Raw genomic sequence first — 26,948 nt, 5'->3', positions numbered from 1 at the left:
CCGTCAGCGCACGAAGGCACCGGGCGCTCAGCGGACCATGCAGGGGCGCTTGTTGTCGAAGGTCCAGTTCGGAATGAGGAACTGCATTGCCTGCGCATCGTTGCGTGCACCGAGGCCATGCTTCAGGTACAGCTGGTGCGCCTTCTCGACCTCGGCCATGTCGAGCTCGATGCCCAGGCCGCCGCGCGTGGGCACCTGCACGAGGCCGCCCTCGATCTGCAGCGGCGCCTTCGTGAGGCGCTGGCCGTCCTGCCAGATCCAGTGCGTGTCGATGGCCGTGACCTTGCCCGGCGCCGCAGCGGCCACGTGCGTGAACATCGCGAGCGACACGTCGAAGTGGTTGTTCGAATGCGAGCCCCAGGTCAGGCCCCAGGCCTGGCACAGCTGCGCCACGCGCACCGAGCCCTGCATCGTCCAGAAGTGCGGGTCGGCCAGCGGAATGTCGACCGACTGCAGCGAGAGGCTGTGCACCATCTCGCGCCAATCGGTGGCGACCATGTTGGTGGCGGTCGGCAGGCCCGTGGCGCGGCGGAACTCGGCCATCACCTCGCGACCCGAGAACACGCCCTCGGCGCCGCACGGGTCTTCGGCATAGGCCATCACGCCGTGCAGGTCGCGGCACAGGCGGATGGCGTCGGCCAGCAGCCAGCCGCCGTTGGGGTCGAGCGTGACGCGCGCCTGCGGAAAGCGCGCGTGCAGCGCGCGGATGGCTTCGACCTCTTCCTCGCCGCGCAGCACGCCGCCCTTGAGCTTGAAGTCGGTGAAACCGTAGCGCGCGTGCGTGGCCTCGGCCAGGCGCACGATGGCCTCGGGGGTCATGGCTTCTTCGTGGCGCAGGCGGAACCAGTCGTTGTCGGCGCCGGGGTCGGTCTCGTACGGCAGGTCGGTCTTGGTGCGGTCGCCCACGTAGAAGAGGTAGCCGAGCATCTGCACCGCATCGCGCTGCTGGCCTTCGCCGAGCAGCGCGGCCACGGGCACGCCCAGGTGCTGGCCCAGCAGGTCGAGCAGCGCGGCTTCGGCGGCGGTCACGGCGTGGATGGTCACGCGCTGGTCGAAGGTCTGCAGGCCGCGCCCGCCGCTGTCGCGCGCGGCAAACGCGTTGCGCATGCGGTTGAGCACGGCGTTGTGGTTGCCGATGGGCTGGCCCACGATGAGGTCGCGCGCATCTTCGAGCGTCTGGCGGATCTTCTCGCCGCCCGGCACCTCGCCCACGCCAGTGTGGCCGGCGCTGTCGGTCAGGATCAGCAGGTTGCGCGTGAAGAACGGGCCGTGCGCGCCGCTGAGGTTCATCAGCATGCTGTCGTGGCCCGCGACAGGCACGACGCGCATGGCGGTGACGACGGGCGCGCCCGACACGACATGGGAAACGGATTCAGGACTTGTCATCTTCGGGCTGTGGCCTCAATCGGCAGTGATGTGGCGGGTGTCGATCAATGTCTTCCATCGCGCCCACTCGCGCAACTGGAAGGCGGTGAAGTCCTCGGGCGTGCTGGCGACGATTTCCAGGCCCTGGTCGAGCATGCGCTTCTTCGTCTCGGGGTCCTGCATGGCGGCGATGACCGCGTCGCTCAGCTTCTTCTTCGTGGCGGGCGGCAGGCCCTTGGGCGCGGCCATGCCCTGCCACGAATAGACCTCCGCGCCCTTCACGCCGGCCTCGGCGAGTGTGGGCACGTCGGGCAGCACGGGCGAGCGCTTGTCGCCGGTGACGGCCAGCGCGCGCAGCTTGCCGGCGCGGATGTGCGGCAGCACGGCGTTCACGTTCTGGAACGAGAAGTCGACCTGGTTGCCCAGCAGGTCGTTCACCGCCGGCGCGCCGCCCTTGTAGGGCACGTGCACGCCTTCGGTCTTCGATTGCTGCCAGAAGAGTTCGGCCGACAGGTGGTCGGACGAGCCGTTTCCCGAGCTCGCGAACGAGACCTTGCCGGGCGTCTTGCGCAGGAGCGCGAGCACGTCGGCCACGGTGTGTTCAGGCCGCGCGACGTTCGCCACGAGCACGTTGGGCGCCTGCACGGGCACGCTGATGTAGTCGAAGTCCTTGGTGGCGTCGTAGGGCACGCTCTTTTGCAGGTGCGGCGTGACGACGAAGGCGCCCAGCGACGACACCAGCAGCGTGTAGCCGTCGGGCAGTGCGCGCTTCACGAAACCGGTGCCGATGGTGCCGGTGGCGCCGGGCCGGTTGTCGACCACGAAGCTGCCGCCGAGCTTGCCCTGCAGCTGCTGCGCCAGCGCGCGCGCCACCATGTCGGTGGAACCGCCGGCCGGGAACGGCACGATGATCGTCACGGGTTTCTGCTGCGGCCATGCATCGGCCTGCGCCGAGGCGTGCAGCGGCGACAGCAGCGCGGTGGCGGCGAGCGCGAGGCCCGTCGCCAGGAATTGCGTTCTCTTCATGCGCGGTGGTCCGATCAGGAAGGAAGGCGCACAGCCTGGCGCGCGAGCAGCTTCCATTCGCCGCCCTGCTTCTGCCAGACGCCAAGGATCTTCAGCGCGACCTTGCCGGGCTTGCCTGAGTCGTTGGTGTCGGCCGTGAGCGTGTGGCGCACGATGGCGGTGTTTCCGTCGACGACCTTGATGGTCTGGTCGGTGATCGCGATGGTCACGAAGTCCGACTTGCGGTCGAGCAGGTCGGCGATGAAGCTGGCCTGCGTGTCGACCTTGCCGCCCGAATGGCCGTAGCTCAGGTCGTCGGCCACCAGCGCGCGCAGCGCGGCCGGCGTCGGGTCGACCATGGCGACGCGCAGCCGCTCGGCGGCCGCCGCAACTGCGGGTTCGGCCGCTGCGCCGCTGCTGCTGCTGCCACCGCTGGCGGCGCAACCCGCGAACACGGCGGTCGCTGCGGCGGCGAGCAGGAATTTCCTGATGAGCATGTCGTTGTCTCCTGTTGTTCTGTGGTGCTGGCGACTACTGCGATCAGTGCCGGCTTACTGCGGGCCGAGCGTGTCGATGAGCGCCTTCAGTGCGTCCATCTCGTCGGGCTTCAGGTCGGTCAGCGGCGCGCGCACGGGGCCGGCGTCGTGGCCGACGAGCTTGGCGCCCGCCTTCACGATGCTCACGGCGTAGCCGGGCACGCGGTTGCGCAGCTCCAGGTAAGGCATGAAGAAGTTCTTCAGCAAGCGGTGCTGCGTGGCCATGTCGTCGTTGGCGACTGCGTGATAGAAATCCATCGCCGTCTTCGGAATGAAGTTGAAGACCGCCGACGAGTACACGGGCGTGCCCATCGCCTTGTAGGCCGCGGCATACACCTCGGCCGTGGGCAGACCGCCCAGGTAGGCGAAGCGGTCGCCCATCTTCTGGAAGATCGCGACCATCGCTTCGATGTCGCCCACGCCGTCCTTGAAGCCGACGAGGTTCGGGTTGCGCTCGGCCAGGCGGGCCAGCGTGTCGGGCTTGAGGCGGCTGCTGGCGCGGTTGTAGACGATCACGCCGAACTTCACGCTCTTGCACACGGCCTCGACGTGCGCGGCCAGGCCTTCCTGGCCGGCTTCGGTGAGGTAGTGCGGCAGCAGCAGGATGCCGTGCGCGCCGGCCTTCTCTGCGGCTTGTGCGCATTGGATGGCAAAGCGCGTCGGGCCGCCGGCGCCGGCAATGATCGGCACCACGCCGCGGCAGGTGTCGACCGCGGTCTGGATGATGCCGGGGTACTCGTCACCGGTCAGCGAGAAGAACTCGCCCGTGCCGCCCGCGGCGAACAGCGCGCTCGCGCCGTAGGGGGCCAGCCATTCGAGGCGCTCGATGTAGCCCTTCTTGTTGAAGTCGCCGTTGCTGTCGAAGTCGGTCAGCGGGAACGAGAGCAGGCCGGAGCCCATGATGGTCTTGAGTTCTTGCGGGTTCATCGGAAGTCGTCCAGTGAAAAAAGAGAAATGAGGAAAAGAAGAGAGAAGAAGAAGGGGCCGCTCAATCGAGCTTGAGATTGGCCTGCTGGATCACTTGCGCCCAGCGCGCGCGTTCCTTGGCGAAGAACTGGTCCTGCTCGGGCGCGGTCATGGTCACGACCTCGGCGCCCTGCCCCGCCAGCCGCGCCCGGATGTCGGGCGTGCGGATGATGCGGACCAGTTCCTTGTTGAGCCGGGCGATCACCGCGTCAGGGGTGCCGCGCGCCGCGACCATGCCCTGCCATGTGCCCGACTCGTAGCCGGGAACGCCCTGCTCCGCGATGGTCGGCACGCTGCCGATCAGCGGCATGCGCGTCGATTTCGAAACAGCAATGAGCTTGAGCTTGCCGCTTTGCACATGCGGGTACGTGGCCAGCATGCCGTTCATGAGCACCTGCGTCTGGCCCGCGACGGTGTCGAGCACGGCCTGCACGCCGCCCTTGTAGGGCACGTACTCCCACTTGGCGCCGCTCTTGCGCTGCAGCTCGACGCCGGCCAGGTGCGCGGTGCTGCCGCTGGCGGTGACGGCGAAGTTGAGGTCGCTCTTCTTCGACAGCTCGACCAGTTCCTTCAGCGTGTTGGCCTGCACCGACGGGTGCACCACCAGCAGGTGCGGCGAGTAGGCCAGCATGGCCACGCTGCGCAGGTCCCTCGACGGATCGAACGGCAGCTTGGGGTACAGCGACGGGCTGATGGCCAGCGCGCCGAGGTCGCACAGCATGAGCGTGTGGCCGTCGGCCGGCGCCTTGGCCAGCATGTCCGCGCCGAGGTTGCCGTTGGCGCCCGCGCGGTTCTCGATGACCACGGGCTGGCCCAGCGCTTCGGACAGCGGCTGGCCGATGGCGCGCGCAATGATGTCCGACGAGCCGCCCGGCGGGTACGGCACGATGAGACGGATGGGCTTGGAAGGCCAGGTGCCGCCCGCCCCTTGCGCGAACGCGTGCAAGGGCAGGCTGGCGGCCAGTGTGGTGGCGAGGGCGGCGCCGAGCGCGCCGCGTCGGTTGACGGTCATGGGGGCTGTCTCCTGAAGTTCGATGCAGGCATGCGGGGCCGCGATGGCGCCGCATGTTATCAGTCATCGTACAACTAGAAAATCAGCTTGTCCAGACTTGAACCCCGAAAACCCGGGGAGAACTCAGCGCGAAGGGGTGTTGTCGGACGAGGCGGTGCCGTGGCCGGCCGCCTCCGCCCTGGCTTTCTGCTGTTGCGCGGCTTCCTGCGCCATGCGCAGCCGCTCGCGGCTGTTGGTCAGGTGGATGCGCATCGCGGCACGTGCCGACTCGGGGTCGCGGCGCGCGATGGCCGCGTAGATTTCCTCGTGCTCGCGGTTCACGCGGCTCAGGTAGCTGCCGTCCTGCACGCGAATCGCGCTGATGCGCGTGCGCGGGATGATCGTCGTGCCCAGGTGCCGCATGATGTCGGCGAAGTAGGGGTTGCCGGTCGACTGCGCGATCTCCAGGTGGAAGGCGAAGTCGGGCGCCACGGTGTCGCCGCCCACCTTGACGTTCTGCTCGAACGCGTCGAGCGCCTGGCGCATCGCCACCAGCTGCTCGTCGGTGCGCCGGCTCGCGGCCAGCCCGGCGGATTCGGTCTCCAGGCTGATGCGCAGCTCGAGCACGGCGAGCACGTCGACCGAGGTCGCGATCTCGCCGGGATCGAGGCGAAACACCCCGCCCATGCCGCCCGGACGCGGCTGCAGCACGAAGGTGCCCACGCCGTGCAGCGTCTCGACCAGCCCGCCCGCCTGCAGCTTGGACAGCGCCTCGCGCACCACGGTGCGGCTCACGCCGTAGGCCTGCATGATGGCCGACTCGGTCGGCAGCTTGTCGCCGGGGCGCAGCGACTGGCTGCGGATCTTCTCGCCCAGGTCTTCCACCAGCCCGTTCGCCAGGCCGCGCGCGCGCTGGCGCGGCCGCCCCACGAAAGCGGCGTTGCCCGCCGGGTTGTCAGCGGTCGTTGTCTGAACTTCGGGATTACCCGCAGTCGTTGAGGCCATGACGACGATCATAATCCCCTCACAGTTGTACGACAACAGATAACTTATCACCTAAAAACGGTGACGACGTTGTCCACCTCCTCTGCTTCCCCTCACACATCCGAAGACATGTCGACGCCTGAAGCCCCCTCCCCCCAGCTCGGCCGCCTGCTGCTGACCGGCGCCGCCGGCGGCCTGGGCCACGTGCTGCGCGAACGGCTCGCGCCTTTTGCGAACGTGATCCGCCTCTCTGACATCGCCGACATCGCGCCGGCCACGGGCGCGCATGAGGAAGTCGTGCCCTGCGACCTGTCCGACAAGGCCGCGGTCGACGCGCTGGTGGCCGGCTGCGACGCCATCGCCCATTTCGGCGGCGTGTCGGTCGAGCGCCCGTTCGAGGAAGTGCTCGAAGCCAACATCAAGGGCGTGTTCAATTTGTACGAGGCCGCGCGCCGCCACGGCGTGAAGCGCGTGGTGTTCGCCAGCTCGAACCACGTGATCGGCTTCTACAAGCAGGACGAACACATCGACGCGCACGCCGCGCGCCGGCCCGACGGCTACTACGGCCTGTCGAAGTCCTTCGGCGAGGACATGGCGCAGTTCTACTTCGACCGCTGGGGCATCGAGACGGTGAGCATCCGCATCGGTTCGTCGTTCCCCGAGCCGCTCAACCGCCGCATGATGAGCACCTGGCTCAGCTACCGCGACCTCACGGCGCTGATCCAGAAGTCGCTCTTCACGCCCGACGTGAAGCACACGGTGGTCTACGGCATGTCGGCCAACCGCGACCTGTGGTGGGACAACGCCGCCGCCGCGCACCTGGGCTTCGTGCCACAGGACAGCTCCGAGGTGTTCCGCGACAAGGTCGAGGCACAGCCGCCGGTGGCCTCCACCGACCCGAACGCCATCTACCAGGGCGGCGCCTTCACCGCGCAAGGCCCGTTCGGCGACTGAACGGGCCGCACCGCATGCAAGCCGAACTCGTTCTCGACGCGCGCAACGGCACGGGCGAAAGCCCGGTGTGGCTGGCCGCGCAGCAGGCGCTGTACTGGGTCGACATCCCCGCACGCACGCTCAACCGCTGGCACGCCGGCGAAGGCCATGCGCAGTGGCGCGCCGACGAAATGATCGCCTGCATCGCACCGCGCGCCGACCGGCCCGGCGAATGGATCGCCGGCATGGAAAGCGGCCTGTTCTCGCTGCGCGAGCGCGCCGACGGCACGCTCGCGGCCACGCCGCTCGCTCCGGTGGCGCACGCCGCGCCGGGCATGCGCTTCAACGACGGTCGCTGCGACCGGCAAGGCCGCTTCTGGGCCGGCACGATGCTGCTGGACATGGCCGCGGGTGCACGCGTCGGACGCCTGTACCGCCACGGCCCCAGCGACGACGGCGCGGCCTTGCAACTGGACGACCTGATCGTGCCCAACGGCCTGGCCTTCAGCCCCGACGGCCGCACGATGTACCTGTCGGACTCGCACCCGAGCGTGCAGGCCGTCTGGGCCTTCGACTACGACACCGACACCGGCACGCCCCACAACCGGCGCCTGTTCATCGACATGAATCCCCTGCCCGGCCGACCCGACGGCGCGGCCATGGACGTCGACGGCTGCTACTGGATCTGCGGCAACGACGCCGGCCTGGTGCACCGCTTCACGCCCGACGGCCGGCTCGACCGTTCGCTCGCCGTGCCGGTGAAGAAGCCCGCCATGTGCGCCTTCGGCGGCGCGAACCTCGACACGCTGTTCGTCACCTCGATCCGCCCCGGCGGCATCGACCTGTCGGACCAGCCGCTGGCCGGCGGCGTGTTCGCGCTGCGCCCCGGCGTGGCGGGCGTGCCCGAGCCGGCGTTCGGCTGACCCTTTTCTTTCTGTTTACGACAACCACCAAGAGGACGAGACAAATGAAGCTCTACAAGACACTCATCGCACTTGCTGCCGGCGCGGCGGCCGCGTTGACCACGCTGACCGCCGGCGCCACCGAGTTCCGCTCGGCCGACATCCACCCCGACGACTACCCCACCGTGACCGCCGTGAAGTTCATGAGCGAACGGCTCAAGGCGCTGTCCGGGGGCAAGCACAGCATCAAGGTCTTCAACAACAGCGCGCTCGGCAACGAGAAGGACACGATCGAGCAGACCAAGATCGGCGCGCTGCAGATGGTGCGCGTGAACATCGCGCCCATGAACAACATCTGCCCCGAAACGCAGGTGCCGACCATGCCCTTCCTGTTCCGCTCGGTGGAGCACCTGCACAAGGTGCTCGACGGCCCGGTTGGCGAAGAAATCCTGAAGTCGTGCGAGAAGCAGGGCTTCGTGGGCCTGGCCTACTACGACAGCGGCGCGCGCTCGATGTTCACGGCCAAGAAGCCGGTGCGCAACTTCGCCGACATGAAGGGCCTGAAGGTGCGCGTGCAGCAGTCCGACCTGTGGGTGTCGATGCTCGAAGCCATGGGCGCCAACGCCACGCCGATGCCGATGGGCGAGGTCTACACGGGCCTGAAGACCGGCCTCATCGACGCCGCCGAAAACAACTACCCCACCTACGAAAGCGCGCGCGCCTTCGAGGTCGCCAAGTACTACAGCAAGACCGAGCACTCGATGGCGCCCGAGATGCTGCTGTTCTCCAAGCGCGCGTGGGACAAGCTCTCCGCCGAAGAACAGGGCTGGCTGCGCCAGGCCGCCAAGGAATCGGTGCCCTACATGCGCAAGCAATGGCAGGAGCGTGAAGTGAAGTCGCTGGCCACGGTGAAGGCCGGCGGCGCCGAGATCATCGACGTCGACAAGGCCCCGTTCCAGGCCGCAATGAAACCGGTATACGACAAGTTCATCACGGACGCGAAGCTCAAGGACCTCGTGAAGCGCGTCCAGGACACGAAGTAAACAGGGCTCGCCCCCAGGCTTCGCGCACTTCGTGACCCTGCACCCCTGCCAGGGGCCACGAAGAGGCGGAGCCTCTCCATTTTTCGCGCTGGAAATATGTACACCAAACTTTGCCGCACGCTCGCCCGTGCCTGCATGTGGTTGGGCATCCTCGGTCTCGTCGCGGTGATCTGCGCCGTGAGCTGGCAGGTGTTCGGCCGCTACGTGCTCAACAACACCCCCACCTGGGCCGAGAGCCTCGCGCTGCTGCTGGTGCTCTACGTGACCATGCTGGGCGTGGCCGTGGGCGTGCGCGATGCGGGCCACATCGGACTTGAATCGTTCCTCGTGCTCGCGCCCGACTGGCTGCGCCTGAAGATGGAATACCTCATCCACGCGCTGATCCTGCTGTTCGGCCTGGCCATGGCCTGGAACTGCGCCTCGCTCGCCGAATCGGTGTGGGACTACCGCCTGCCCACGCTGTGGATTTCCGAAGGCTGGAAGTACGTGCCCGCCGCCGTGTCGGGCGTCCTCATCGTGATGTTCTCGATCGAACACATCATCGCGCTCGCTCAAGGCCGCGAAGTCGAACCCGCCTGGGGCTGAACCTCATCATGACGACCCCTCTTCTCATTCTTTGCCTCTCGTTCACGCTGTTCCTGCTGCTCGGCGTGCCGGTGGCGTTCTCGATCGGCCTCTCGGCCCTGGCCACGCTGCTGTACGAAGGGCTGCCGCTCGCGGTGGGCTTCCAGCAGATGACCTCGGGCATGGGCATCTTCTCGTTCCTGGCCATTCCCTTCTTCATCTTCGCCGGCGAGCTGATGCTCTACGGCGGCATCGCGGACCGCATCGTCAACTTCGCGCGCAACCTCGTGGGCCACGTGCGCGGCGGCCTGGGCATGTCGAACGTGGTGGCCTGCACCTTGTTCGGCGGCGTCTCGGGCTCGCCCGTGGCGGACGTCTCGGCCATGGGCGCCGTGATGATCCCGATGATGAAGAAGGAGGGCTACCACGCCGACTACGCAGTCAACGTGACGACCCATGCGGCACTGGTGGGCGCGCTGATGCCGACCAGCCACAACCTGATCATCTATTCGCTCGCAGCAGGCGGCAAAGTGTCGATCGCGGCGCTGATCCTGGCGGCGCTGCTGCCAGCGGCCGTGCTCACGCTGAGCAACCTCGCGGCCGCCTACCTCGTGGCCGTGAAGCGCGGCTACCCGGCCGGCAGCTTCCCGGGCTGGGCCATCGTGGCGCGCTCGTTCGCGGCGGCGCTGCCGGGCCTGTTCATCGTGGTGCTGATCCTCGGCGGCATCCTGTCGGGCATCTTCACGGCGACCGAATCGGCGGCGGTGGCGGTGCTCTATGCGCTGGCGCTCACGATCTTCGTGTACCGCACTCTGAAGTGGGAGCACTTCATCAAGGCCGCCTCGAAGGCCGTGCGCACCACGGGCGTGATCCTGCTGCTCATCGGCATCTCGAGCACCTTCGGCTACCTCATCAGCCTGTACGGCGTGGCCGAGCTCACGGGCCAGATGCTGTCGCAGGTGACGACCACGCCGTGGATGATCTTCCTGCTCATCAACATCATCCTGTTCGTGCTGGGCACCTTCCTGGACATGGCCGCGACGATCCTGCTGTGCACGCCGATCTTCCTGCCGATTGCACAGCAGTACGGCATGACCTCGGTGCAATTCGGCGTGGTGATGCTCATCAACTGCGCGCTCGGCCTGAACACGCCGCCGGTGGGCACCACCCAGTTCGTCGGCTGCGCCATCGGCGGGGTGTCGGTGGGCACGGTGATGCGCACGATCTGGCCCTTCTACGGCGCGTTGATCTTCGCGCTCGGCGTGGTCACTTTCGTGCCCGCGTTTTCCACCTGGCTGCCCAGCCTGTTCATGGTGGTGAAGTAAAGAAAAGAGAAAGGGCCTCCCGATGGCCGATGCGAACACCCGACCGCCGCTGTACATCCGCATCCACGCGGCCGACAACGTTGCCATCGTCGCGAACGATGGCGGCCTGAAGGCCGGCACGGCCTTCGACGACGGCCTGGTGCTGGTCGACACCGTGCCCCAGGGCCACAAGGTGGCACTCGTCGACCTGGCCGAAGGCGACGCCATCCGCCGCTACAACGTGGTGATCGGCTACGCGCTCAAGGCGCTGCCGCGCGGCAGCTGGGTGCACGAGCGCGTGATGCGCATGCCGGTCGCGCCGGAGCTCCACGGCCTGCCCATCGCCACGGTCAAGCCCCCTGCCCTACCGGCGCTCGAGGGCTACACCTTCGAGGGCTACCGCAACGCCGACGGCTCGGTGGGCACGCGCAACATCCTCGCGATCACGCAGACCGTGCAGTGCGTGGCCGGCGTGACCGAGTTCGCCGTGCAGCGCATCAAGGCCGAGCTGCTGCCGAAGTACCCGCATGTCGACGACGTGGTGGCGCTCGAACACAGCTACGGCTGCGGCGTGGCCATCGACGCGCCCGACGCCATCGTGCCGATCCGCACCCTGCGCAACATCAGCCTCAACCCCAACTTCGGCGGCGAGGTGATGGTCGTGAGCCTGGGCTGCGAGAAGCTGCAGCCCGAGCGGCTGTTGCCGCCCGGCACCATCCCGATCACCGACCAGCGCGGCGCGCCCGCCGATGATCTCGACGTGGTCTGCCTGCAGGACGACGCGCACGTGGGCTTCATGTCGATGATCGATTCGGTGATGCGCCAGGCCGACGTGCACCTCGCGCGCCTGAACCAGCGCCGGCGCGAGACCGTGCCCGCGAGCGAGCTCGTCGTGGGCGTGCAGTGCGGCGGCAGCGACGCCTTCTCGGGCGTCACCGCCAACCCGGCCGTGGGCTTTTGCACCGACCTGCTGGTGCGCGCGGGCGCCACCGTGATGTTCTCGGAAGTCACCGAGGTGCGCGACGGCATCGACCAGCTCACCTCGCGCGCGTCCACACCCGAAGTGGCCGACGCGATGATCCGCGAGATGGCCTGGTACGACGCCTACCTCGACAAGGGCCGCGTCGACCGCAGCGCCAACACCACGCCGGGCAACAAGAAAGGCGGGCTGTCGAACATCGTCGAGAAGGCGATGGGCTCGATCGTCAAATCAGGCTCGGCGCCGATCACCGGCGTGCTCGCGCCCGGCGAGAAGCTGACGCACAAGGGCCTGATCTACGCCGCCACGCCGGCCAGCGACTTCATCTGCGGCACGCTGCAGCTGGCCGCCGGCATGAACCTGCACGTGTTCACCACCGGCCGCGGCACGCCCTACGGGCTGGCCGAGGTGCCGGTGATCAAGGTCGCCACACGCAGCGACCTCGCACGCCGCTGGCACGACCTGATGGACGTGAACGCGGGCCGCATCGCCGACGGCGAGGCCAGCATCGAGGACATCGGCTGGGAGATGTTCCGCCTGATGCTCGAGGTGGCCAGCGGCCGCAAGAAGACCTGGGCCGAGCACTGGAAGCTGCACAACGCGCTGGTGCTGTTCAACCCGGCACCGGTCACCTGATCGAACCACCCTCACGGAGCACAGCCATGGAAGACCTCAAGGACAAGACCGCCCTCGTCACCGGTGCCAGCACCGGCATCGGCGCGGCGGTGGCCATCGCGTTCGCCGCGCGCGGCATGCGCGTGGCCGTGCACTACAACAGCTCGGCCGATGCGGCGGCCCGCGTGGTCGACACCATCCGCGCGGCCGGCGGCACGGCCTTCGCGCTGCAGGCCGACGTGCGCGACACCGCCGCGATCCGCGCCTGCGTGCAGGAAACGACGGCGCAGTTCGGCCGCATCGACGTGCTGGTGAACAACGCCGGCAGCCTCGTCAAGCGCATGCCCATCGCCGAGTTCGACGATGCGCTGTTCGACGAGGTGATGCACATTAACGCGCGCTCGGTACTGGCCTTCTGCCGCGAAGCCGTGCCGCAGATGCGCAAGCAAGGTGGCGGCGCCATCATCAACGTGACCTCGGTGGCCGCGCGCACCGGTGGCGGCCCCGGCGCCTACCTGTACGCGGGCGCCAAGGGCTTCGTGAGTACCGCGACACACGGCCTGGCACGGGAACTCGTGGGCGACCGCATCCGCGTGAACGCGGTCGCGCCGGGCGTGATCCAGACGCCGTTCCAGGACCGCTTCTCGACGCCCGCGATGCTCGAGACCTTCAGGACCGGCATCCCGATGGGGCGCCTGGGCACGGCCGACGAATGCGTGGGCGCCTTCCTGTACCTGGCCTCCGAACAGCTCTCGGGCTACGTGACGGGACAGGTGCTCGAGGTGAACGGCGGGCAGTACATGCCCTGACGCCTGCGCCTGCGCCACACCACACAACAGATCAACAACGGAGACAGAGACACCATGCAAAGAAGCCAGTTCGTCCGCGGCCTTGCCGCCCTTTCGGCCACCGCCGCCCTCTCGCTCGGCCTGGCCGCGCCCGCCGCGGCACAAGCCAACGACTTCCCGAACCGCACCATCGAGCTGCTCGTGCCCTACCAGCCCGGCGGCGGCACCGACGGGCTGGCGCGCGCGTTTTCCGAAGCCAGCCGCAAGCACATCTCGCAGAGCATCGTGATCGTCAACCGCCCCGGCGCGGGCGGCGCCATCGGCTGGACCGAGGTGATCAACGCCAAGCCCGACGGCTACAAGCTCGCCGTGCTCACGGTGGAGCTGCTCACGCTGCCGCACCTGGGCCTGGCCAAGTTCAACTACGACGACTTCCAGCCCATTGCGCAGCTCAACGCCGACCCGGCCGCGATCACCGTGAAGGCCGATGCGCCGTGGAACACGATCGAAGAATTCCTCGCCGCCGCAAAGAAGTCGCCCGAGAGCATCCGCGTGGGCAACTCGGGCAACGGCTCGATCTGGCACCTGGCCGCCGCCGCGCTCGAAGACAAGACCGGTACCAAGTTCGGACACATCCCGTTCCAGGGCGCCGCGCCCGCCGTGCTGGCGCTGCTGGGCGGCCACATCGAGGCCGTGGCCGTGAGCCCCGCCGAAGTCACGACGCATGTGCAGGGCGGCAAGCTCAAGGTGCTGATGGTGATGGCCGACAAGCGCGTGAAGGGCTTCGAGAAGATCCCGACCGCCAAGGAGCGCGGCATCGACCTGTCGATCGGCACCTGGCGCGGCCTCGGCGCACCGAAGAACACGCCACCCGAAGTGATGGCCAAGCTGCGCGAGATCACCGCCAAGACCGCCGCCGAGCCGCTGATGCACGAGGTGATGGACAAGCAGAACCTGGGCTACGTCTACACCGACGGTGCGGTGTTCAAGGAAACGCTGGCCAAGGACAACGCCTACTTCAAGGCGCTGATCACCAAGCTCAACATCAAGCCGTGAGCGCGACACGACAAGGAAGCACGACCATGCAACGCCGCACACTCATCCAGTCCGCCCTCGCCACCTCGCTGGCCGCGGCCCTGCCCGCCTTCGCGCAGGGCGGCACCGCCTGGCCCACGGGCAAGGCCATCACCTACCTCGTGCCCTTCCCCGCGGGCGGCACCACCGACGTGCTGGGCCGCCTCATCGGTCAGAAGCTCGGCACCGTGTTGGGCACGAGCGTGATCATCGACAACAAGGGCGGCGCCGGCGGCAGCGTGGGCTCCGAGATCGGCGCGCGCGCCGCGCCCGACGGTTTCACGCTGGTGGGCGGCACGATCAGCTCGCACGCGATCAACGTGAGCCTGTACCCCAAGCTGGGCTACGACCCGCAGAAGTCGTTCGCGCCCGTGACGCTCATCGGCACCAACCCGGTCGTGCTGGTGGTGAACCAGGCCAGCCCCTACAAGACGCTGAAGGACGTGATCGCCGCGAGCAAGGCCAAGGCCGGCGGCCTCTCGTCGGCCTCGGCGGGCACGGGCACCTCGCAGCACCTGGCGCTGGAACTGCTGGGCTACAAGTCGGGCGTGAAGTTCACGCACATCCCGTACAAGGGCAGCGGCCCCGCGATCCAGGACGTGATCGGCGGGCAGGTCGACATGATGTTCGACACCACCGTGGTGGCCGGCCCGCACATCCAGAGCGGCAAGCTGCGCGCCATCGCGGTCACCTCGGCCAAGCGACTGGCCTCGATGCCCGATGTGCCCACGGTGGCCGAGTCGGGCGTGCCCGGCCTGCAGGACTTCGAGGTGGTGTCGTGGCAGGCGATCTTCGTGCCCGCGGGCACGCCGCCCCCCGTCGTCGATCGCCTGCACACCGAGATCCGCAAGATCCTTGCAACGCCCGAGATGCAGGACAAGCTCAAGGGCTTCGGGATGGAGCCCGCCGACCTCACGACCGCGCAGATCGCCGCCTTCCAGAAGACGGAAGTGGAGAAGTGGGCGCTGGTGATCAAGGCTGCAGGCATCAAAGCGGACTGACCCCGAATCCGACAACATCCACACCCCCACAAGCGCCCGGTGGGCGGTGTGGTGCGGGCGGCCCCTCTGTGCCGCCGAGGCGCGCAGCGTTTCGCGGATCAGGGCTCGCAGCTGTTTGAGCGAAGCGAGTTCTGCGAGACCCCGCGAAACGCGAGCACCGCAGGGCAGCCGCGAAGCGGCCGGCACAGTGGGGCCGCCCGCGCCGCACCGCCCGCCGGGCGCGCATCCACACAGGTAAAGAACAAGCAAGCAACCAAGGGAAGCTTCCTACGTCCCCAAGGAGAAGCGCTTTATAGAATGCCCGTCCGATTCCGCATTCCAGGCCTTCCACAACGTGTCCGATCGCTCCGCAGTTCTGCCCCAATACCTGTTCCCCAAGCAGGCCCTGACCAATTTCGCCGGCTGGGTCGCAGGCAAGGAACGAGGCGCGGTCACCACCTGGATCATTCGCCGCTTCGTTGCCAAGTACAACGTCGACATGGGCGAGGCGCTCGAGTCCGACATCCATCACTACAAGAGCTTCAACCAGTTCTTCACGCGCGCCCTCAAGCCCGGCATGCGCCCGCTCGCACAGGCCGACCTCGTCTGCCCCGTGGACGGCGCCATCAGCCAGTTCGGTGCCATCGAGGGCGACCAGATCTTCCAGGCCAAGGGCCACAACTACACGACCACCGCGCTGGTCGGCGGCGACGCGGCGCTGGCCGCCAAGTTCGCGCACGGCAGCTTTGCCACGCTGTACCTGAGCCCCAAGGACTACCACCGCATCCACATGCCCTGCGACGGGCGGCTGGTGCGCATGATCCACGTGCCCGGCGACCTGTTCTCGGTCAACCCGACCACCGCGCGCGGCGTGCCCGGCCTGTTCGCGCGCAACGAACGCGTGGTGTGCGTCTTCGAATCAGCCAACGGCCCCTTCGTGCTCGTGCTCGTGGGCGCCACCATCGTCGGCAGCATGGCCACCGTGTGGCACGGCGTGGTCAACCCGCCGCGCGTGGGCGAGCTGCGCGAGTGGCACTACAACGACCAGCAGATCGACATCAAGAAAGGCGACGAGATGGGCCGGTTCTTGCTGGGCTCCACCGTCGTCATGCTGTTCCCGGCGCCCGCGCTGGCCTTCAACCCGGACTGGTCGCCCACCCGCGCGATCCGCCTGGGCGAAGCCATGGCCAACTACGCCTGATTTGTGAAGCTTTGTCTCGAAACCCGCATGCTGCATGCCTGTACAGCTATAAAACCAGTAGCATCCTGATCCTTCGCGCTATAGTCGTCGGCCAGCCAGACGGTCCATGACGACCAATCACAAACAAGAGTGCGCCGCCCCGGCCCGCCCCCGGCCGACGGTCCGCCCAGCTTCGAGGAGATGATGTCGATGAGTACCAAGGAAAACGCAGCCATCAGCCAGTTGCTCGCCCTGCTCGAAGCCCGCTATGCGCTGCGTGTGCTGTGGGCCCTGCGCGACGGCCACGCCCAGACCTTCCGGTTGCTGCAGGACAGCGTCGGCGGCATCACTCCCAACACCCTCAACACCCGCATCAAGGAATTGCGCGAAGCCGGCGTCGTGAGCCACGGCAGCGACGGCTACTGCCTCACGCTGAGCGGGCAGGACCTGCTCAAGCGCCTGTCCGACCTGCAGGCCTTCGCCGCCAAGTGGCAACTCGGGCAGAGCAAGAAGGCCGCGGGGCCGGCCGCCGCGCAGCCCGCATCGGCCGATGCCTCCGCGCCCGTGGCGCCTGCGGCGCCGACGCCTTCTGCCCCCGACGCAGCACCTCCCGCAACCACGCCGCCCGGCTCCGACAGCCAGGGCTGAAGCGGGGTCCTCGCGGGCCTCGGTAAACTCCGCGCCTCCGATTCCTCTCCCATTTCATCGACGCAAGGAGCGTTTCCCATGCCCACCACCCCCTCCGGCCTGCAATACGAAGACACCGAAGTCGGCACCGGCGCCGAAGCCAAGGCCGGCCACCACGTGCACGTGCACTACACGGGCTGGCTCTACAACGACGGCGTGCAAGGCGCCAAGTTCGACTCCAGCCGCGACCGCAACGACCCCTTCGCGTTCTCGCTGGGCGCCGGCCAGGTCATCAAGGGCTGGGACGAAGGCGTCGCCGGCATGAAGATCGGCGGCAAGCGCACGCTGATCATCCCCGCCTCGCTGGGCTACGGTGCCCGCGGCGCCGGCGGCGTGATTCCCCCGAACGCCACCCTGAAGTTCGACGTCGAGCTCCTCGACGCACACTGAGGCTCGCCCCCAGGCTGCGCGGCACTTCGTGTCCGCTTCGCCACCCCCCTAGCGGGGGCGACACCTGCGGCCCGGCGAAGCCGGTTCCGCGGTGTCTCTCGCGAAAGCCACTTCGCACCCCTCTTGCGGCCGCTTTGGCCGCATTTTTACGCTTGAAAAGCCCTAGAGCAGCCCCAAGTGGCTGGCTGTGTTTGTTTTCCGGCGCACGCCGGTTCTTTGAAAAATGTCTGACCCGCAACAATCCGCACAGAATTCTCAAATGCTGCAAGGCGAGCCCAGTCCCGAAGAACTGGAGGCCGCGCAAGCCGCCAACGAAGCCGAGGCGCTCGACGCCCTGGCCGTGGCGCAAGGCGAACTGGCTGCCCTTCAGACCAAGAATGCCGAACTGGCCGACCAGTATTTGCGCGCCCAGGCCGACGTGCAGAACGCCCGCCGCCGCGCCGACGACGAGATCACCAAGGCCCGCAAGTTCGCGGTCGAAGCCTTTGCCGAGAGCCTGCTGCCGGTGACCGACAGCCTCGAAGCCGGCCTGGCCGTCAAGGACGCCACGCCCGAGCAGATCCGCGAAGGCGCCGAAGCCACGCTGCGCCAACTCAAGAGCGCGCTCGAACGCAACAAGGTGATCGAAGTGGCCCCCGCTGCCGGCGACAAGTTCGACCCGCACCTGCACCAGGCCATCTCGATGGTGCCCGCCGACCAGGACGCCAACACCGTGGTCGGCCTGCTGCAAAAGGGCTACACGATCAACGAGCGCGTGCTGCGCCCGGCGCTGGTCACCGTGGCCGCCCCGAAGTAAATCGGCACTGCCCCACAAGATTCCCACAGGAAATCCCCGCGTCGTCCCTTGAATCGCACCGGGTTATCCACAAGTTCATAACAACATATTTTTCCGAATTTCAGGAGTAAGAACATGGCAAAGATCATCGGCATCGACCTCGGCACCACCAACTCGTGCGTGTCGATCATGGAAGGCAACACCACGCGTGTGATCGAGAACTCGGAAGGTGCGCGCACCACGCCGTCGATCGTCGCGTACCAGGAAGACGGTGAAGTCTTGGTCGGTGCCTCGGCCAAGCGCCAGGCCGTCACCAACCCCAAGAACACGCTGTACGCGATCAAGCGCCTGATCGGCCGCAAGTTCGAGGAAAAGGAAGTCCAGAAGGACATCGACCTGATGCCCTACACCATCGCCAAGGCCGACAACGGCGACGCATGGGTGGAAGTGCGCGGCAAGAAGATGGCCCCGCAGCAGGTCAGCGCCGACATCCTGCGCAAGATGAAGAAGACCGCCGAAGACTACCTCGGCGAAGCCGTGACCGAAGCCGTGATCACGGTGCCGGCCTACTTCAACGACGCACAGCGCCAAGCCACCAAGGACGCCGGCCGCATCGCGGGCCTGGACGTCAAGCGCATCATCAACGAACCCACCGCTGCAGCCCTGGCCTTCGGCCTGGACAAGCAGGACAAGGCCGACCGCAAGATCGCCGTGTATGACCTGGGCGGCGGTACCTTCGACGTGTCGATCATCGAGATCGCGGACGTCGACGGCGAGAAGCAGTTCGAAGTGCTGTCGACCAACGGCGACACCTTCCTGGGCGGCGAAGACTTCGACCAGCGCATCATCGACTACATCATCGGCGAGTTCAAAAAGGAACAAGGCGTCGACCTGAGCAAGGACGTGCTGGCCCTGCAGCGCCTGAAGGAAGCCGCTGAAAAGGCCAAGATCGAGCTGTCGAACAGCGCGCAGACCGACATCAACCTGCCGTACATCACGGCCGATGCCACCGGTCCGAAGCACCTGAACATCAAGCTCACCCGCGCCAAGCTGGAAAGCCTGGTCGACGAGCTGGTCGAGCGCACCATCGCGCCCTGCCGCCTGGCCATCAAGGACGCCGGCATCAGCGTGAACGACATCAACGACGTGATCCTGGTCGGCGGCATGACCCGCATGCCCAAGGTGCAGGAAAAGGTGAAGGCCTTCTTCGGCAAGGAACCGCGCAAGGACGTGAACCCCGACGAAGCCGTGGCTGTCGGCGCCGCCATCCAGGGCCAGGTGCTCTCGGGCGACCGCAAGGACGTGCTGCTGCTGGACGTGACCCCGCTGTCGCTGGGCATCGAGACCATGGGTGGCGTGATGACCAAGATGATCACGAAGAACACCACGATCCCGACGAAGTTCGCACAGACCTTCTCGACCGCCGAAGACAACCAGCCGGCCGTGACCATCAAGGTGTTCCAGGGCGAGCGCGAGATCGCCTCGGGCAACAAGCTGCTGGGCGAGTTCAACCTGGAAGGCATTCCGCCGGCATCGCGCGGCACGCCGCAGATCGAGGTGAGTTTCGACATCGACGCCAACGGCATCCTGCACGTGGGCGCCAAGGACAAGGGCACCGGCAAGGAAAACAAGATCACCATCAAGGCGAACTCGGGCTTGAGCGAAGACGAGATCCAGAAGATGGTCAAGGACGCCGAGCTCAACGCCGACGAAGACAAGAAGAAGCTCGAAATCGTGCAGGCGCGCAACCAGGGCGAAGCCATGGTGCACAGCGTGAAGAAGTCGCTCGGCGAGCATGGCGCCAGCCTCGAAGCTGCCGAGAAGGACGCGATCGAAGCCGCGATCAAGGACCTGGAAGAAGCCCTCAAGGGTGAAGACAAGGCCGCGATCGAGGAAAAGACCAACACGCTGATGACCGCGAGCCAGAAGCTCGGCGAGAAGATGTATGCCGAATCGCAGGCTGCAGCGGCCAGCGCCTCGGCAGCCAGCGGCCCGGCAGGCGCGGAAGCTGCGGCGCATGCCCAGGCTGACGACAACGTGGTCGACGCCGAAGTCAAGGAAGTGAAGAAGGGCTGATCCCCTGCCCTTCATGCAAGGCTGGAACACCTGAACAGGTGCTCCAGCCTTTCTCGCTTCCAGTTCCCCGACGAGTTCCCGCCGCCCGACCGAATCTGCTGCCATGGCCACCAAACGCGACTACTACGAAACCCTCGGCGTTCCCAAGAACGCGAGCGAGGAAGAAATCAAGAAGGCTTATCGCAAGCTTGCGATGAAGCACCACCCCGACCGCAACCACGGCGACACCAGCAAGGACGCCGAGGCCAAGTTCAAGGAGGTGAAGGAAGCGTACGAAATGCTGTCGGACGGCCAGAAGCGCGCGGCCTACGACCAGTACGGCCATGCCGGCGTCGACCCCAACATGCGCGGCGGCCCCGGCGCGGAAGGCTTCGGCGGTTTCGCGGAGGCCTTCGGCGACATCTTCGGCGACGTGTTCGGCGGCGGCCGCGGCCGCACCAGCGGCGGGCGCCAGGTGTTCCGCGGCAGCGACCTGAGCTACGCGATGGAAGTCACGCTCGAGGAAGCCGCCGACGGCAAGGACGCGCAGATCCGCATCCCGAGCTGGGACGACTGCGGCACCTGCCACGGCTCTGGCGCCAAGCCCGGCACCAAGCCCATCACCTGCACCACCTGCCACGGCGCGGGCGCGGTGCAGATGCGCCAGGGCTTCTTCAGCGTGCAGCAGACCTGCCCGACCTGCCACGGCAGCGGCAAGATCGTTCCCGAGCCCTGCACCGTGTGCCACGGCCAGGGCAAGATCAAGAACAACAAGACCCTTGAGGTGAAGATTCCGGCCGGCATCGACGACGGCATGCGCATCCGCAGCACCGGCAACGGCGAGCCCGGCACCAACGGCGGGCCGCCCGGCGACCTGTACATCGAGATCCGCCTCAAGAAGCACGACCTGTTCGAACGCGACGGCGACGACCTGCACTGCGTGGTGCCCGTGAGCGTCACTACGGCGGCGCTCGGCGGCGAGATCAACGTGCCCACGCTCAAGGGCGCGGCCGCCATCGACATTCCCGACGGCACCCAGAGCGGCAAGCAGTTCCGCCTGCGCGGCAAGGGCATCAAGGGTGTGCGTTCGAGCTACCCGGGCGACCTGTACTGCCACGTGCGCGTGGAAACGCCCGTGAAGCTCACCGAGCACCAGCGCAAGCTGCTCAAGGAGCTCGACGAATCGCTCAAGAAGGGTGGCGAGAAGCACAGCCCGACCGACAAGGGCTGGTTCGACAAGGCCAAGGAATTCTTCAGCTGATGATGCTGACGCGCTGACGGCCTTCGTCAGCGCCGGGCCGACGCCCTGTCGGCCCGCAGCGTGCCCTCTTTCGGCCGCTGCCGCCCTGTGGCGGCGCGCCAGGCACGCGAACGGTGCTCCCCGCACCGTTGCGGAACGCCGCCGACCGGCGCCCGCGTTGTCTTCCCACGTTGCCATGCGCCAGCCACTCGCCACAGGAGTGGCGCGGGGATTGCTTTAATGTTTTTTTGGATATGCAATAAACCAAACGACAGGTCGCGCGTTATTGCTGAAAGGCATCGGCTTTATTGAACCCGGGTTCAATTAGGAAAGGTGTTCGCCACAGAATTTCAATGAGGACGATAGCCATTCGGCATAGTCATTTCATCCGGGGACAATTACGCGAGCGCGAGCTTTTCAATTTAACAGAAACACGAATAGAAGTTCCTTGTTTTCCGAGGAACTTTACTCGGCAGAGGGGTTCAGAATAAATAAAACATTTGCCCGGTTCATTCTTTGCTTTATGCTGATTGAACCGATTGTGTAGATAGTGTGTAAGGGAGTTTTCCACGGCATACGGCCATGGGCGGGGCCCCTCTTCCAAGAGGAGCGACGCAGTCTCTGGCTGTAGGCATCGGGGTCAAAAGCCCCGCCGACCTGAAGGAGGCGCGACCATGGACGTGATCAGCAACTTTGCAGCCCGCTACGAACGCACCCGCGAGGAAGTTCTCTCGCTGCAGGAATATCTGGATATCTGCAAACGCGATCCGACGGCATATGCAACGGCCTCCGAACGAATGCTCCAGGCCATTGGCGAGCCGGAACTGGTAGATACCCGCAATGACCCCCGTCTTTCGCGGATCTTCGCGAACAAGGTCATCAAGATCTATCCGGCGTTCAAGGAGTTCTATGGCATGGAAGATGCCATCGAGCAGGTGGTGTCCTATTTCCGCCACGCCGCGCAGGGACTGGAAGAAAAGAAGCAAATCCTTTACCTGCTGGGGCCCGTCGGCGGCGGCAAGAGCTCGATCGCGGAGCGCCTGAAGCAGCTCATGGAGCACGTGCCCTTCTATGCGATCCACGGCTCCCCGGTGAACGAATCGCCCCTCGGGCTCTTCGACACCCTCGAAGACGGCGAGATCCTCGAAAAAGAGTACGGCATCCCCGTGCGCTACCTGAACCGCATCCTGTCGCCCTGGGCCGTGAAGCGGCTCGAGGAGTACGGCGGCGACATCCGCCAGTTCAAGGTGGTCAAGCGCTACCCCTCGGTGCTGCGCCAGATCGCGGTCGCCAAGACCGAGCCCGGCGACGAGAACAACCAGGACATCTCTTCACTGGTCGGCAAGGTCGACATCCGCAAGCTCGAGACCTACGCCCAGGACGACCCCGACGCGTACGCCTACTCCGGCGGTCTGTGCCTGGCGAACCAGGGCCTGCTCGAGTTCGTGGAAATGTTCAAGGCGCCCATCAAGGTGCTGCACCCGCTGCTCACGGCCACGCAGGAAAGCAACTTCAAGGGCACCGAAGGCTTCGGCGCCATTCCCTTCGACGGCATCGTGCTGGCCCACAGCAACGAGAGCGAGTGGAAGGCGTTCCGCAACAACAAGAACAACGAGGCTTTCCTCGACCGGATCTACATCGTGAAGGTGCCGTACTGCCTGCGCGCCTCCGAAGAGATCAAGATCTACGAGAAGCTGGTGCGCAACTCCTCGCTGGCCAAGGCGCCGTGCGCGCCCGGCACCTTGCGCATGATGGCGCAGCTGTCGGTGCTCACGCGCCTGAAGGAGCCCGAGAACTCCAGCACCTTCAGCAAGATGCAGGTGTACGACGGCGAGAACCTGAAGGACACCGACCCCAAGGCCAAGTCGATCCAGGAGTACCGCGACTACGCGGGCGTCGACGAAGGCATGAGCGGCGTCTCCACGCGCTTCGCCTTCAAGATCATCTCCAAGGTCTTCAACTTCGACAGCACCGAGGTGGCCGCCAACCCGGTGCACCTGATGTATGTGCTCGAGCAGCAGATCGAGCGCGAGCAGTTTCCGCCGGAAACCGAGCAGAAGTACATCAGCTACATCAAGGAGCTGCTGGCACCGCGCTATGCCGAGTTCATCGGTAAGGAAATCCAGACCGCCTACCTGGAAAGCTACAGCGAGTACGGCCAGAACATCTTCGATCGCTACGTGACCTACGCCGACTACTGGATTCAAGATCAGGAGTTCCGCGACGTGGACACCGGTGAAGTGTTCGACCGGGCCTCGCTCAACGGCGAGCTCGAGAAGATCGAGCGACCCGCCGGCATCGGCAACCCGAAGGACTTCCGCAACGAGATCGTCAACTTCGTGCTCCGCGCACGGGCCGGCAACGCAGGGCGCAACCCGGCGTGGACCAGCTACGAGAAGCTGCGCGCAGTGATCGAGAAGAAGATGTTCTCCAACACCGAAGAGCTGCTGCCGGTGATCAGCTTCAACACCAAGAGCAGCGCCGACGAGCAGAAGAAGCACGAAGACTTCGTGACCCGCATGGTCGAGAAGGGCTACACCGCCAAGCAGGTCCGGCTTCTGTGCGAGTGGTACCTGCGGGTGCGCAAGAGTTCATAGCGGACAGCGGGAACAACGGGCGCGTGCGCAGGACCTAACCAGCGCACCACCCACCGTTTTGCAAGGAGCTTTGAAAACATCGTGGCCATCCTGCAGCAGATCATCGATCGTCGGCTCTCGGGCAAGAACAAGTCCATCGGCAACCGCGAGCGCTTCCTTCGGCGCTACAAGGGGCAGATCCAGGAGGCGGTGCGGCGCGCGGTCAGTGGGCGCAACATCCGCGAACTGGAGCAAGGCGAAGACGTGACCCTGCCGCGCCACGATGTCTCCGAGCCGGTGTTCGGCCATGCGCGCGGCGGCGACCGCGAGTACGTGCACCCCGGCAACCAGGAATACCTCAAGGGCGACCGCATCGCGCGCCCCGAGGGCCAGGGCGGCGGTGGTTCGGGCAGCGGCGAGGCCAGCGACAGCGGCGAAGGCGAGGACGACTTCGTCTTCCGCCTCACGCGCGAGGAGTTCATGCGCGTCTTCTTCGACGACCTTGCGCTGCCCCACCTCGTGCGCACCCAGATCGCCGAAGTGCCCGAGTGGAAGAGCCACCGCGCCGGCTTCACCAGCGACGGCTCGCCCAACAACCTGCACGTGGTGCGCTCCATGCGCGGCGCGCTGGCGCGGCGCATTGCATTGGGCGGCGAACCGCGCAAGGAGCTCAAGCGCCTGGAGGCGCACCTCCTGGTCCTGAAAGCGCATCCACAGGTCGAGACTGCACTGATCCAGAAGGAAATCCGCGAGACCGAGGACCTCATCGCCGAGCTGCGCCGCACCATGCGGCACGTGCCCTACATCGACCCGATCGACCTGCGCTACCGCAACCGCGTGAAGACGCCCGTGCCCAGCGCCAAGGCCGTGATGTTCTGCCTCATGGACGTGTCGGGCTCGATGGACGAGGCGCGCAAGGACATGGCCAAGCGCTTCTTCATGCTGCTGTACCTGTTTCTCACGCGGCACTACGAGCGCATCGACCTCGTGTTCCTGCGCCACCACACGCAGGCGCAGGAAGTGACCGAAGAAGAGTTCTTCCACGCCACAGAAACCGGCGGCACCGTGGTGTCGAGCGCACTGGTGCTCATGGACGAGATCATCAAGGCCCGCTACGCCAGCGGCGAATGGAACGTGTACGGCGCCCAGGCCAGCGACGGCGACAACTGGCACCAGGACAGCGGCCGCTGCCGCGAACTGCTGGTCGACAACATCCTGCCCGTGGTGCGCTACTACGCCTACGTGCAGGTGGCCGAGACCGAGCAGAACCTGTGGCAGGAGTACCAGCAGCTCGAAGGCGTGGCGCCCAACTTCGCCATGCGCAAGGTATCGGACGCGCAGGACATCTACCCGGTGTTCCGCGACCTGTTCAAGAAGGAAGGGGTGCCCACATGATCACCACCGAACGCCCTCCCGGGGCCCCTGTCCTGCCGCGCAGCACCGACCTGCCCACCTCCCGCCTCGAGCGCCTGCCCAGCCCGTCCGACTGGACCTTCGAGCTCATCGAGACGTACCACACCGAAATCGCCAAGACCGCGAGGAGCTTCGGCCTGGACACCTACCCGAACCAGCTCGAGGTGATCACGGCCGAACAGATGATGGACGCCTACGCCAGCGTGGGCATGCCCATGATCTACAGGCACTGGTCGTACGGCAAGCAGTTCATCTCCACCGAGAAGAACTACAAGCGCGGTCACATGGGGCTGGCCTACGAGATCGTCATCAACTCCGATCCGTGCATTGCCTACCTCATGGAAGAAAACACCATGGCCATGCAGGCCCTGGTGATCGCGCACGCGGCCTACGGCCACAACAGCTTCTTCAAGGGCAACTACCTGTTCCGCATGTGGACCGACGCGTCGTCGATCATCGACTACCTCGTCTACGCGCGGCACTACATCGCCGAGTGCGAGGAACGCCACGGCCTCGATGCGGTGGAAGACCTGCTCGACTCCTGCCATGCGCTCATGAACTACGGCGTCGACCGCTACCGCCGCCCGCAGAAGCGTTCGCTGGCGCAAGAGAGCGCGCAGCGCACCGACCGCGAGCGCCACATGCAGCAGCAGGTGAACGACCTGTGGCGCACGCTGCCGCGCAAGAGCGAACAAGCCGCCGAGTCGGAAGCCGCGCGCCGCTTTCCGCCCGAGCCGCAGGAGAACCTGCTCTATTTCATCGAGAAGAACGCCGCCCTGCTCGAGCCGTGGCAGCGCGAGGTGGTGCGCATCGTGCGCAAGATCGCGCAGTACTTCTACCCGCAGCGCCAGACCCAGGTCATGAACGAAGGCTGGGCCACCTTCTGGCACTACACGCTGCTCAACACCATGTACGACCGCGGCCAGCTGGACGACGGCTTCATGATGGAATGGCTCAGTTCGCACACCAGCGTGGTGTTCCAGCCGCCCGTGGGCCACCGCGCCTACAGCGGCATCAACCCGTATGCGCTGGGCTTCAAGATGTTCACCGACCTGCGCCGCGTCTGCGAAAAGCCGACCGACGAAGACCGCCGCTGGTTCCCCGACTTCGCGGGCACCGACTGGGTCAAGACGCTCGACTACGCGATGCGCAACTTCAAGGACGAGAGCTTCGTCGGCCAGTTCCTGAGCCCGAAGACGATGCGCGATTTCCGCCTGTTCTCGATCCGCGACTACCAGAGCGAATCGGAGCTCGAGGTGTCGGCCATCCACGACGACAGCGGCTACCAGGCGCTGCGCGAATCGCTGTCACGCCAGTACGACATCGGCAACCGCGAGCCCGACATCCAGGTCTGGAGCGTGGCCACGCGCGGCGACCGCTCGCTCACGCTGCGCCACACGCAGCGCAACAACCTGCCGCTGAACGACAACGCCGAAGAAGTGCTGAAGCACGTCGCAAGGCTCTGGGGCTTCGACGTGCACCTGGAAAGCGTCGACAGCGCAGGCCGGGTCAGCCGCAGCTGGAAGGCCGCGGCGCCGAAGCAAACCTACTGAGAAACCTGCTGCTCAGAGCGGCTGTTGATCAGCCGTCCACCCGAAGCGTG

The 26,948-nt window shown here is 66.3% G+C and carries 23 protein-coding genes and 1 pseudogene; 18 read left to right on the top strand and 6 right to left on the bottom strand.

Features of this window, described 5'->3' with window-relative positions:
• Positions 1 to 27: 27 nt before the first annotated feature.
• The 6 genes from gudD to AC1RL8_RS09350 all read right to left on the bottom strand — a co-directional run bounded on the left by gudD (position 28) and on the right by AC1RL8_RS09350 (position 5,868).
• Positions 28 to 1,386, bottom strand: coding sequence for a glucarate dehydratase (gene gudD, locus AC1RL8_RS09375; protein ID WP_492685130.1), 1,359 nt, complete (start codon positions 1,384 to 1,386; stop codon positions 28 to 30).
• A gap of 15 nt (positions 1,387 to 1,401) precedes the next feature.
• Positions 1,402 to 2,391 (bottom strand): Bug family tripartite tricarboxylate transporter substrate binding protein, encoded by a 990-nt coding sequence (locus AC1RL8_RS09370; protein ID WP_492685129.1) that lies wholly within the window; start codon positions 2,389 to 2,391, stop codon positions 1,402 to 1,404.
• Positions 2,392 to 2,405: 14 nt separating this feature from the next.
• The gene (locus AC1RL8_RS09365; protein WP_492685128.1) at positions 2,406 to 2,867 is read right to left on the bottom strand and encodes a nuclear transport factor 2 family protein; all 462 of its coding nucleotides are present in this window, start codon (positions 2,865 to 2,867) and stop codon (positions 2,406 to 2,408) included.
• 54 nt (positions 2,868 to 2,921) lie between these two features.
• Entirely contained in the window at positions 2,922 to 3,833 is a 912-nt protein-coding gene (kdgD, locus tag AC1RL8_RS09360; RefSeq protein ID WP_062470656.1) for a 5-dehydro-4-deoxyglucarate dehydratase, read from the bottom strand.
• Positions 3,834 to 3,894: 61 nt separating this feature from the next.
• On the bottom strand, positions 3,895 to 4,884 hold the full coding sequence (locus AC1RL8_RS09355; RefSeq protein ID WP_492685127.1) for a Bug family tripartite tricarboxylate transporter substrate binding protein: 990 nt from the start codon (positions 4,882 to 4,884) through the stop codon (positions 3,895 to 3,897).
• Between the two features lie 123 nt (positions 4,885 to 5,007).
• Positions 5,008 to 5,868: a FadR/GntR family transcriptional regulator gene (locus tag AC1RL8_RS09350; RefSeq protein WP_159272613.1), complete on the bottom strand. Its 861-nt coding sequence runs from the start codon at positions 5,866 to 5,868 to the stop codon at positions 5,008 to 5,010.
• Positions 5,869 to 5,976: 108 nt separating this feature from the next.
• On the opposite strand from AC1RL8_RS09350, the gene AC1RL8_RS09345 reads away from it, so the two are divergent.
• The 18 genes and pseudogenes from AC1RL8_RS09345 to AC1RL8_RS09260 all read left to right on the top strand — a co-directional run bounded on the left by AC1RL8_RS09345 (position 5,977) and on the right by AC1RL8_RS09260 (position 26,898).
• Entirely contained in the window at positions 5,977 to 6,801 is an 825-nt protein-coding gene (locus tag AC1RL8_RS09345) for an NAD-dependent epimerase/dehydratase family protein (protein WP_492685126.1), read from the top strand.
• 14 nt (positions 6,802 to 6,815) lie between these two features.
• Entirely contained in the window at positions 6,816 to 7,703 is an 888-nt protein-coding gene (locus AC1RL8_RS09340; RefSeq protein WP_492685125.1) for an SMP-30/gluconolactonase/LRE family protein, read from the top strand.
• Positions 7,704 to 7,747: 44 nt separating this feature from the next.
• Positions 7,748 to 8,725, top strand: a complete 978-nt coding sequence (locus tag AC1RL8_RS09335; protein ID WP_492685124.1) for a TRAP transporter substrate-binding protein — start codon at positions 7,748 to 7,750, stop codon at positions 8,723 to 8,725.
• Between the two features lie 96 nt (positions 8,726 to 8,821).
• Positions 8,822 to 9,310 carry a TRAP transporter small permease gene (locus tag AC1RL8_RS09330; RefSeq protein WP_062470671.1) on the top strand — a complete coding sequence of 163 codons (489 nt, stop codon included), beginning with the start codon at positions 8,822 to 8,824 and terminating at the stop codon, positions 9,308 to 9,310.
• A gap of 8 nt (positions 9,311 to 9,318) precedes the next feature.
• Entirely contained in the window at positions 9,319 to 10,614 is a 1,296-nt protein-coding gene (locus tag AC1RL8_RS09325) for a TRAP transporter large permease (RefSeq protein WP_070059673.1), read from the top strand.
• A 22-nt stretch (positions 10,615 to 10,636) separates the two neighbouring features.
• Entirely contained in the window at positions 10,637 to 12,208 is a 1,572-nt protein-coding gene (gene garD / locus AC1RL8_RS09320) for a galactarate dehydratase (protein ID WP_492685123.1), read from the top strand.
• Positions 12,209 to 12,234: 26 nt separating this feature from the next.
• The gene (locus AC1RL8_RS09315; RefSeq protein WP_492685122.1) at positions 12,235 to 12,996 is read left to right on the top strand and encodes an SDR family NAD(P)-dependent oxidoreductase; all 762 of its coding nucleotides are present in this window, start codon (positions 12,235 to 12,237) and stop codon (positions 12,994 to 12,996) included.
• Between the two features lie 54 nt (positions 12,997 to 13,050).
• Entirely contained in the window at positions 13,051 to 14,031 is a 981-nt protein-coding gene (locus tag AC1RL8_RS09310) for a tripartite tricarboxylate transporter substrate binding protein (protein WP_139706642.1), read from the top strand.
• Positions 14,032 to 14,057: 26 nt separating this feature from the next.
• Positions 14,058 to 15,050 carry a Bug family tripartite tricarboxylate transporter substrate binding protein gene (locus AC1RL8_RS09305; RefSeq protein WP_492685121.1) on the top strand — a complete coding sequence of 331 codons (993 nt, stop codon included), beginning with the start codon at positions 14,058 to 14,060 and terminating at the stop codon, positions 15,048 to 15,050.
• A 334-nt stretch (positions 15,051 to 15,384) separates the two neighbouring features.
• The gene (gene asd / locus AC1RL8_RS09300) at positions 15,385 to 16,230 is read left to right on the top strand and encodes an archaetidylserine decarboxylase (protein ID WP_070059678.1); all 846 of its coding nucleotides are present in this window, start codon (positions 15,385 to 15,387) and stop codon (positions 16,228 to 16,230) included.
• 189 nt (positions 16,231 to 16,419) lie between these two features.
• Positions 16,420 to 16,722, top strand: a pseudogene (locus AC1RL8_RS09295) (winged helix-turn-helix transcriptional regulator); the annotation flags it as partial.
• 213 nt (positions 16,723 to 16,935) lie between these two features.
• Entirely contained in the window at positions 16,936 to 17,286 is a 351-nt protein-coding gene (locus AC1RL8_RS09290; protein ID WP_019655816.1) for an FKBP-type peptidyl-prolyl cis-trans isomerase, read from the top strand.
• Between the two features lie 223 nt (positions 17,287 to 17,509).
• On the top strand, positions 17,510 to 18,082 hold the full coding sequence (gene grpE, locus AC1RL8_RS09285; RefSeq protein ID WP_082817966.1) for a nucleotide exchange factor GrpE: 573 nt from the start codon (positions 17,510 to 17,512) through the stop codon (positions 18,080 to 18,082).
• 114 nt (positions 18,083 to 18,196) lie between these two features.
• Complete coding sequence (dnaK, locus tag AC1RL8_RS09280) at positions 18,197 to 20,137, top strand: molecular chaperone DnaK (RefSeq protein ID WP_492685120.1); 1,941 nt, start codon at positions 18,197 to 18,199, stop codon at positions 20,135 to 20,137.
• Between the two features lie 103 nt (positions 20,138 to 20,240).
• Positions 20,241 to 21,377, top strand: coding sequence for a molecular chaperone DnaJ (dnaJ, locus tag AC1RL8_RS09275; RefSeq protein ID WP_062470698.1), 1,137 nt, complete (start codon positions 20,241 to 20,243; stop codon positions 21,375 to 21,377).
• Positions 21,378 to 22,030: 653 nt separating this feature from the next.
• Positions 22,031 to 23,953, top strand: coding sequence for a PrkA family serine protein kinase (locus tag AC1RL8_RS09270; protein WP_062470701.1), 1,923 nt, complete (start codon positions 22,031 to 22,033; stop codon positions 23,951 to 23,953).
• A gap of 81 nt (positions 23,954 to 24,034) precedes the next feature.
• Positions 24,035 to 25,327 (top strand): YeaH/YhbH family protein, encoded by a 1,293-nt coding sequence (locus tag AC1RL8_RS09265; protein ID WP_095744575.1) that lies wholly within the window; start codon positions 24,035 to 24,037, stop codon positions 25,325 to 25,327.
• Complete coding sequence (locus tag AC1RL8_RS09260) at positions 25,324 to 26,898, top strand: SpoVR family protein (RefSeq protein WP_223301264.1); 1,575 nt, start codon at positions 25,324 to 25,326, stop codon at positions 26,896 to 26,898. Before AC1RL8_RS09265 ends, AC1RL8_RS09260 begins: the two co-directional genes overlap by 4 nt.
• Positions 26,899 to 26,948: the final 50 nt, after the last annotated feature.

Source organism: Variovorax sp. GW822-FHT04E09, assembly GCF_058800845.1.
This window is presented reverse-complemented; position numbering and strand designations above follow the sequence as displayed.